Source organism: Kitasatospora sp. MBT66, from assembly GCF_000710405.2.
GTDB classification, from domain to species: domain Bacteria; phylum Actinomycetota; class Actinomycetes; order Streptomycetales; family Streptomycetaceae; genus Kitasatospora; species Kitasatospora purpeofusca.
In genome coordinates this window covers 600,302-608,565 of sequence record NZ_JAIY01000004.1, presented here as the reverse complement: position 1 = coordinate 608,565, position 8,264 = coordinate 600,302, and the positions used below count along the sequence as shown (strand labels likewise).

The 8,264-nt window shown below is 74.0% G+C and carries 5 protein-coding genes; 1 reads left to right on the top strand and 4 read right to left on the bottom strand.

All coding sequences use genetic code 11. The features are described 5' to 3' along the window. Together murJ and BI06_RS09360 are read right to left on the bottom strand one after the other, a co-directional pair. On the bottom strand, positions 1-1,948 hold a 1,948-nt coding region (gene murJ, locus BI06_RS09365; RefSeq protein ID WP_051740572.1), incomplete at its 3' end, for a murein biosynthesis integral membrane protein MurJ. Between the two features lie 56 nt (positions 1,949-2,004). Continuing rightward, positions 2,005-4,509, bottom strand: coding sequence for a DUF6049 family protein (locus BI06_RS09360; protein ID WP_051740571.1), 2,505 nt, complete (start codon positions 4,507-4,509; stop codon positions 2,005-2,007). 380 nt (positions 4,510-4,889) lie between these two features. Here BI06_RS09360 and BI06_RS09355 point away from each other — a divergent pair, with 380 nt between their 5' ends. After that, positions 4,890-6,311 (top strand): CCA tRNA nucleotidyltransferase, encoded by a 1,422-nt coding sequence (locus BI06_RS09355; RefSeq protein WP_030392436.1) that lies wholly within the window; start codon positions 4,890-4,892, stop codon positions 6,309-6,311. A gap of 103 nt (positions 6,312-6,414) precedes the next feature. Here BI06_RS09355 and BI06_RS09350 read toward each other — a convergent pair whose 3' ends face one another. Both BI06_RS09350 and BI06_RS09345 read right to left on the bottom strand, forming a co-directional pair. Next, the gene (locus BI06_RS09350) at positions 6,415-7,509 is read right to left on the bottom strand and encodes a hypothetical protein (RefSeq protein ID WP_149030318.1); all 1,095 of its coding nucleotides are present in this window, start codon (positions 7,507-7,509) and stop codon (positions 6,415-6,417) included. Between the two features lie 34 nt (positions 7,510-7,543). Next, entirely contained in the window at positions 7,544-8,134 is a 591-nt protein-coding gene (locus BI06_RS09345; protein ID WP_051740567.1) for a hypothetical protein, read from the bottom strand. Positions 8,135-8,264: the final 130 nt, after the last annotated feature.

The window sequence follows — 8,264 nt, the reverse complement described above, 5'->3', positions numbered from 1 at the left end:
CGACGGCGGTGGTGCGCAGTCCGTAGGAGATGTCGTCGCGGACGGCGCCGGCGTCCTCGTCGGCCGCCGCGCGGGACAGCCGGGGCAGCACCGCGCTCATGATCGAGACGGTGATGACGGCCTGCGGGAGCTGCCAGATCAGCAGCGCGTTGGAGAAGGCCGCGAGGCCGACGCCGCCGTGGCCGCCGGTCTCGGCGTCGGCGCCGGCCGCGGTGGCCAGCTGGGTGATGACCAGGTAGCCGGCCTGGTTGGCGAGCACGAAGAAGAAGGTCCACTTGGCCAGTCGGGCGGCCTTGCCCAGGCCGTGCCCGCGCCAGTCGAAGCGCGGCCGGAAGGAGAAGCCGGCCGCCCGCAGGTACGGGATCATCGCCAGGGACTGCACCGCGAGGCCCACCAGGGTGCCGATGCCGAGCAGCCGGACGCCCTCGGGGGTGATCGTCTCCGGCTTGACGTGGGTGCTGTCGAAGCCGCCGTAGACCCAGATGTAGGCGCCGAAGGTGAAGATCACCACGAGGTTGTTGAGGACCGGGGTCCACATCATCGCGCCGAAGCGGCCGCGGGCGTTGAGGATCTGGCCCATCACCACATGGATGCCCATGAAGAAGATGGTCGGCAGGCAGTACCGGGCCAGGGCCACGGTGGTGTCCGCGCGGGCCGGGTTCTCCATCATCGGGTGGGCGATCAGCTGGACCAGCAGGGGGGCCCCGAGCACGGCCAGGAAGACCACGCCGGCCAGGCCGACCATCACCAGGGTGAGCAGCCGGTTGGCGTAGGCGGTGCCGCCGTCCGCGTCGTTCTTCATGCTGCGGACCAGCTGCGGCACGAAGACGGCGTTCAGCGCGCCGCCGCCGATCAGGATGTAGAGCAGCGTCGGCAGGGTGTTCGCGGCGTTGTAGGAGTCGCCCATCACGGCGATGCCGATCGCGCCGGCGATCACCATGGTGCGCAGGAAGCCGGTGCCCCGGGAGACCAGGGTGCCGGCCGCCATGATCGCGCTGGAGTTCAGCACCGAGGCGATCTTGCCGCCGCCGGCGGTCTGCTCGGCGGGCGCGGCCGGGGCGGCGTCCGCGGGGCGGGCGTGCTCCTCGGCCGTGAGGTCGGCGAGCGGCTCCACGGCGGGCGGCAGCTGCACCGCGGCCACCTGGAGGGTGGCCTCCTCCTCGGAGAGCGGCGGGTCGAACTCGATCGGCGGGACGAACGGCCTGGGGCCGTCCTGGCCGCCGTGGCCGCCGTGGCCGTAGCCGGGCGGCGGCCCGTGCTGCGGCGTGTGCTGTCCCGGGTACGCGCCGGCCGGGGGGTACGGCGCGGCCGGGGCGACGGGCGGGACGGCTGCGGCCGGCGGCTGCGCGCCGGGCTGCTGGACCGGGTGCTGCTGGACCGGCGGCTGCTGCGCGGGGTACTGCTGGCCGGGGGACGCCTGGGCCGGCGGGCGCGGGGCCTCGGCCGTGGTCCGTCCGCCGCCGAACAGCGAGTCCACCCCGACGTACTCGGTGGACTCGGAGTCCCAGGCGGAGTGCGCCGGGCCGGGCTGCCACTGCTGCTGCGGCTGCCCGCCCCAGCCCTCGGCCGGGGCGGCCGGGGCCGCGGGGGCGGCCGGAACGCCCGGCTGCTGCGGCCGCTCGTCGCGCCAGTCCGCCCGCGCGGGGGTGTCCCAGCCGGGCTGGACCGGCGGCACCGGCGGGCCGAACGGCGTCGGCGCCGCGTAGTCGCCGCCCTGCGGCGGCAGCTGCGGCGGCACGTCGTACGCGGCCGCCGGCTGCTGCGGCGCGGCGGGCGGGGCGGTCCGCAGACCGTACGGGTCCGGCTCGCCCGGACCGTCGCGGTAGGCGTCCGCCGCGTACGGGTCCTGGGCGTAGGTGTCGGCCACGTACCAGTCGCCGGACGGCGACTCGGCCCCGGGACGGCCCTCTCCGCGGCCCGGAGGCCGCTCCTCGCTGCGCCCGGTCATGTCACCTCTTCGCTGTCGTGGGGAGGCCGCTCCGGAGTCGGGCGGTATCGGCGCTGTCAAGGACCAACCTTCTCATCACTGGTGGCCCGATCCCGGCCATCCGCGCTGCTGTCGCGCGGTGTCCGCGCCGCTCCGTCCTGTTCCGGCCGTTCCGGGGCGCCCGGGCGGTCCGCCTCCGCGGCCTCGGCGGCGGCCCCGGGACCGTCCCCGCCGTCGCTGCGGCCGGGTCCGTCGGTGTCGTCCGGGCCGGTCCCGCCGCCCTGCGGGGCGAGCGGCGCGTCGCCCTCGTCGCCGTGCGCCACCCGCCGCTTGCGCTGGCGGACGAACCGCAGCGCGGCGAGCAGGAGCAGCAGCGCGCCGCCGCCGAAGACGTAGAGCACCCCGTTGGTCACCGAGGTGACCTGGACGGTGAAGGTCACCGGTTCGCCGTACTTCTGCGGGTTCGGCCCGGTGGTGTAGAGCTGGGCGGTCATGCTCACCGGCCCGTTGTTCTTCGCCTCGGCGGGGAAGCGCAGGGTGACGCTCTGCGAGGCGGGCAGCACCAGTTCCTCGGTCGGCAGCTCGACCCGGAGCCGGTTCTGCTGGGCCGGGGTGAGGACCAGCTTGAGGTTGGTGACCGTCTGGGTCAGGTCGTTGCGGACGCTGACCTGGAGCACTCCGGTGTCGCCCGCGAAGGTGATTTCCCGCTTCGGCGGCACCTTCACCGCGCCGGTCAGCTCCTTGAGGTAGCGCTTCACGCCCTCCCGGTAGTCGGCCCCGGCCGAGCCCTCGGTGCGCCACTCGGTGGACAGCGAGCGGACCATCGCCGCGCTGAACGGGCCGCGCACCCGCTGCGGCAGGGTCAGCACCCGCATCAGCGTGTCTAGGTCGGTCTGGATCCGGGTGGTGGTGGTCAGGTCGAAGGCGGACAGCTCCGAGTCGCGGGCCCGGGCCGGGTAGTCGGCGGGGGCGGGGACGGCCGCGTTCGCCTTCGGGTCCGGCGGCAGCTGGGCGAGGGCGTCCAGCTTCACCGGCTCCACCCACTTGCCGTCCTGGGCCGCCTGGAGGGCGGTCGCGAGCACCTTGGCGGCGTCGGCGTCGAGATCGCGCGGCGGCATCACCAGCAGGCCGCGCGGGTTCTGCGGCTCCTGGCGGGAGATCACGAAGGTCTCGGCGAGGAACCGCTGGACGGCCCGGCTCTGCTCCTCCTGGGTCGTGAGCCCGCCCTCGAACAGGGAGGAGATCAGCTGGTCGGCGACCACCGCGGTCTGCCCGTTGCCGATCGGCCGGGCGGCCGAGGGGGTGTACTTCAGCGCGTCGGACTCGGGCATGCTCGCGCCGTTCACCAGCACCAGGCTGTTGCCGGTGCGCTGGGCGACGGCGGTGATCCGCTGGTCCAGGTAGCCCCGGTAGGGCCAGGCGACGTCGGCCCGGGTGTCCACCGACAGCCGGCCCTCGACGGTCAGCCGGCCGGCCGTGGCCGCCTTGCTGAGCGCGGTGTCGATGCCCTCCAGCTCGGGGGCGTTGTGCGCGATCGAGGCGAGGTCGGGATCGGCGTACGGCAGCGCCACCACCTGGCTGCCGGGCTTGGCCACGGCGGCCCGCAGCTTGTCCAGCCAGGCGGTGGCGGCGGCGGTGCCGGTGCCGGGGACGGTGTTGTCGTCCTTGGCCGCGTTGCCCTCGGTGCCCGGCTTCTGCACCACGTAGCGCTTGGTCATCGCGAACGCGGTGTCCAGCAGGTCCGGGTCCACCACCCAGGTCAGCCCGGTCAGCGCGGCGCCCGTGTCGACCAGCGCGTACAGCCGGCCGCCGGGGGCGAACTCGGTGGCCAGGCTGTCGTCCCGGAGCACCGGGACGGTCTGGTCGTTCTCGGAGAGGGTCTGCGCGGCCAGCACCGGCGCGTGCACCAGCGGCCAGAGGGTGGTCACCTTGGACGGCTGGGCGTCGCCCGGGGACGGGTTGTAGGGCAGGAAGCTGCGGGCGATGCCGAGCGGGCGGTCGCGCTGGTTGTCGGCGGTCGAGCCCCAGACGTCCACCGCCAGCTCGTACACGCCCTCGGCGGAGAACTGCAGGTCGGCGACGGCCACGCTGAGGGTGTACGGCTGGCTCTGGCCGGGGCCGAGCTCGTTGAGGGCGTACTGCGGGCTGTCCATCGAGATGCCGTCCGCGTTGAGCGGGACGCTGCGGGAGGACACCGAGGCGAGTTCGCTGCGGGTGGTGAGCGGCTTGCTCGGCCAGGGCCGGCGGACGGCCGCGTGCGCGGACTTCAGCACCGACCTGCCGGCGTTGGTGACGTGCCCGGTGATTGTCACGGTGCCGCTCTGGACGGCGACCGGCTTGCTCACCGACTCGATGGTCATGGTCACCGGGAGCTCGGCGCTGACCGCCGTGTCGGCGACCGGCCTGGCCCCTCCGGCCGGGGCTCCTCCGGCCGGGGCCGCGCCGGCGGTGCCGCCGGGCAGCGCCGAGGCGAGCACCAGCGCGGCGCCGAGCGCGCCCGCCAGCCGCCGGACGGTTCGTCCCAGGACCCGCCCGGGGCGCCGGTCCGGCTCCGGACCGGGGTGCCGTGCCGGCTCACTCACGCGGTTCGCCCTCGCTCACGGGTTCGCCCTCGCCGTTCTCGATCGCTGCTGCTGCTGCCGTGCTGCTGCGGATGTTCCGTCGGCCGTGGGATGCCGTGAGGATCAGCCGTGAAGAAAATGCGGCGGTCCGGTGCCTCGGTGGCCGTGACGGCGCACGGCACCGCGGCCCGTGCTCGGCGCATCCGGACTCGTTCCACCGGCATGGTAACGATGTGGTGAGGGGTGCGGTGTTGCGGGCCGGGGAGTGAGCCGCCGGAAACACGCGGGCGACCGGGCCGCCGGGCCACGTACCCTTGTGAGCCGTGTCCACTGCCAATGAGCCCACCGCCCACCCGACCGGCACCCATCATTCCAGTTCCGCCGTCCAGGTCGTCCCCGGCCTGAGCGAGGCGCAGACCCTGGGTCTGCAGGAACTGCTGCGGGTCTCCCCGGTCGCCGACGAGATCGCCCGCCGTTTCCAGGCGGCCGGTCACCGGCTCGCGCTGGTCGGCGGCTCGGTCCGGGACGCCCTGCTGGGCCGGCTCGGCAACGACCTCGACTTCACCACCGACGCGCGTCCGCAGCAGGTGCTGAAGCTGGTCAAGGGCTGGGCCGACGCGGTCTGGGACGTCGGCATCGCCTTCGGCACGGTCGGCGCGCGCAAGGACACCCCGGAGGGTTCCTTCCTGATCGAGATCACCACCTACCGCTCCGAGGCGTACGACCGCACCTCCCGCAAGCCCGAGGTGAGCTACGGCGACACCATCGAGCAGGACCTGGTCCGCCGCGACTTCACGGTCAACGCGATGGCCGTCGACCTGCCCGGCCGGGGCTTCGTCGACCCGCACCGCGGCCTGGACGACCTGGAGGCCCGGGTGCTGCGCACCCCCGCCACGCCCGAGGAGTCCTTCTCCGACGATCCGCTGCGGATGATGCGGGCCGCCCGGTTCGCCGCCCAGCTGGACTTCGAGCCGGCCCCCGAGGTGGTCGCGGCGATGACCGCGATGGCCGAGCGGATCACCATCGTCTCCGCCGAGCGGGTGCAGGCCGAGCTGAACAAGCTGCTGCTGGCCGCGCACCCGGTCAAGGGCCTGCGGCTGCTGGTCGACACCGGCCTGGCCGACCACGTCCTCCCGGAGCTGCCGGCGCTGCGCCTGGAGCGGGACGAGCACCACCGCCACAAGGACGTCTACGAGCACTCGCTGACCGTCCTGGAGCAGGCCGTCGACCTGGAGCAGGACGGCCCCGACCTCACCCTGCGGCTGGCCGCGCTGCTGCACGACATCGGCAAGCCCCGCACCCGCCGCTTCGAGCAGGACGGCCGGGTCTCCTTCCACCACCACGAGGTGGTGGGCGCCAAGATGACCCGCAAGCGGATGCGCGACCTGAAGTACTCCAAGGAGCTCACCGAGGACGTCTCGCGGCTGGTCGAGCTGCACCTGCGCTTCCACGGCTACGGCGGCGGCGAGTGGACCGACTCGGCGGTGCGCCGCTACGTCAACGACGCCGGCCCGCTGCTGGAGCGGCTGCACAAGCTGACCCGCTCGGACTGCACCACCCGGAACCGGAAGAAGGCGGCCGCGCTCTCCCGTACCTACGACGGCCTGGAGAGCCGGATCGAGGTGCTCAAGGAGCAGGAGGAGCTGGACGCCGTCCGCCCCGCGCTGGACGGCAACCAGATCATGGAGCTGCTCGGCCTCGAGCCCGGCCCCGCGGTCGGCAAGGCGTACAAGCACATGCTGGAGCTGCGGCTCGAGCACGGCCCGATGGAGCACGACGCGGCGGTCGCCGCGCTGCGCGACTGGTGGGCCGCCCAGCAGTAGGGCACAGGGTGCCGCGAGGGGTGGTCCCGGGTTCTCCCGGGGCCACCCCTCGTCCGTGCGCGGGCCGGTCGGCGCGGGTCCGGGTACGGGCCCGGGCATGGGTTCAGAGCTTCTTCAGGCAGAGCACGAAGCTGAGCGCCTCGGTGCTGGACTCACGGGTGTAGGTGCTCTCGGCGCCGGTGACGTTCTCGCAGGCCTTGTCGTTGTCGCTGGTCCCGTAGACCTTCTTGAGCACCTTGTACTGGGCCTTCGGGTCGCCGCAGGGCAGCATGGTGATCCGCGGGCTGGCGTCGTGGGTGGCGGTGGTGCCGTTCTCGTTGCGCAGGCAGTCGCCGGCCTTGGCGGTGTCGATGTCGCTGGCGACCTTGGTGGCGGACGGCGTCGGCAGGGTGATCGTCGGCACCGGGACCGCCGGCACCGTCGCCGCCGGGACGGACGGGACGGACGGGACGGACGGGACGGACGGGAAGGTCGGCGACGGGAAGGCCGGCACGGTCACCGAGGGCATCACCAGCGGGCGGTAGGGGTCGTCGTGCTTCGTGGAGGCGAAGAGCGCGCCGGTGGCGATCAGCACGATCCACGAGCCGATCCCGAGCACCGGCAGCAGCAGCATGAAGATGTGCGGCCGCTTGGTGAGCGGCACCCCCGGGTCCAGCTGCGGCCCGTGCGTGCCGGGCGCCGGCGGCGGCAGGTCCTTGATCCTGTTGTGGGCGGCGAGGTTCCGCAGCAGGGTGACCACGGTGAAGATGCCGGAGAGGTAGCTCCACCAGCCCTGCACCAGGGTGCGGGCGGACATGTCGCGCACCACGGCGGTGCCGCAGGTGCGGCAGAACGGTCCCGGCTGCTTCAGGAACCGCATGATGATGATGATGCCCTGGTGGCCGCGGACGGTGGTCTCGACGGCCGGGAAGCCGCCGCAGAACCGGCACACCGGACCGCCCTGCGGGGCGTAGCCGGCCGGCGCGGGGTAGCCCCCGGCCTGCGGCGGGTAGGCGTAGCCCCCCGGCGGGGCCTGGGCGGGCGCGCCGTAGCCGGGTGCGGCCGGCGGCGGTGCGGCCGGGTAGCCGTAGCCGGCCGGGGGCGGTGCGCCCACCGGCTGCGGGGCCGGCGCGCCGGCGTACGGGTTGCCGGTGGCGTACGGGTTGGTGCCGTCGGCGGGCGGCGGCGAGCTGTACGGCATCTGGGGCGGAACGGACAAGGGGATCCCCCGGGGAAATTCAGGTGGTGGACGGTCAGGACTTCTTCACCGGCGGGACGCCGGCGAGCGGGCCCAGGCAGAGCACGTAGCGCTTCTTGTTCCAGCGGCGGCCGCTCTTGCCCGAGACGGTGCTGGTGGTGCCCGCGGTCTCGCGGCACCTGCCGGTGTCGGTGGTGGACTCGAACTTGGCGAGCACCTTGTAGTTCGCCTTGCTGTCGGTGCACTTGACCACCGAGACGTCGCGCGAGCCGGAGGCCTTGACGCAGTCGCCGGCCTTGGCGCTGCTGACACTGGGGCCGGTGACGAAGTAGCCGACGATCAGGGCGATCACACCCAGGACCAGGCCGACCGCCTTCAGCCGGGCCTTGCCGCGGCCCTTGGCGGGCGGTCCGGGCTGCGGCGCGGCCGGCGGGTAGCCGTGCGGCGAGGCCTGCCCGTACGGTCCGGGCGCCGGTGCCTGCGGGTACATGGCCTGCGGGTACGGCGCGGGCGGGTAGGGACCCTGCGGGTGGACGGGCTGGGGCTGGGCCGCCTGCGGTGCGGCGGGGTAGCCGTAGCCGGGCGGGGGCGGCGGTGCGCCGTAGCCCGCGGGCACCGGCTGGGGCTGGCCGTACGGCGGGGGCACCGGGGGACCGTAGGGCTGCGGCGGCGGCGCGGCACCGTAGCCAGGAGGCGGCCCGTACGGACTGGGTGGTGTGCTCATCAGATTGTCCCCCGAGACAGAGTGCTGCCGCTGCGACAGATCTGACGTACCT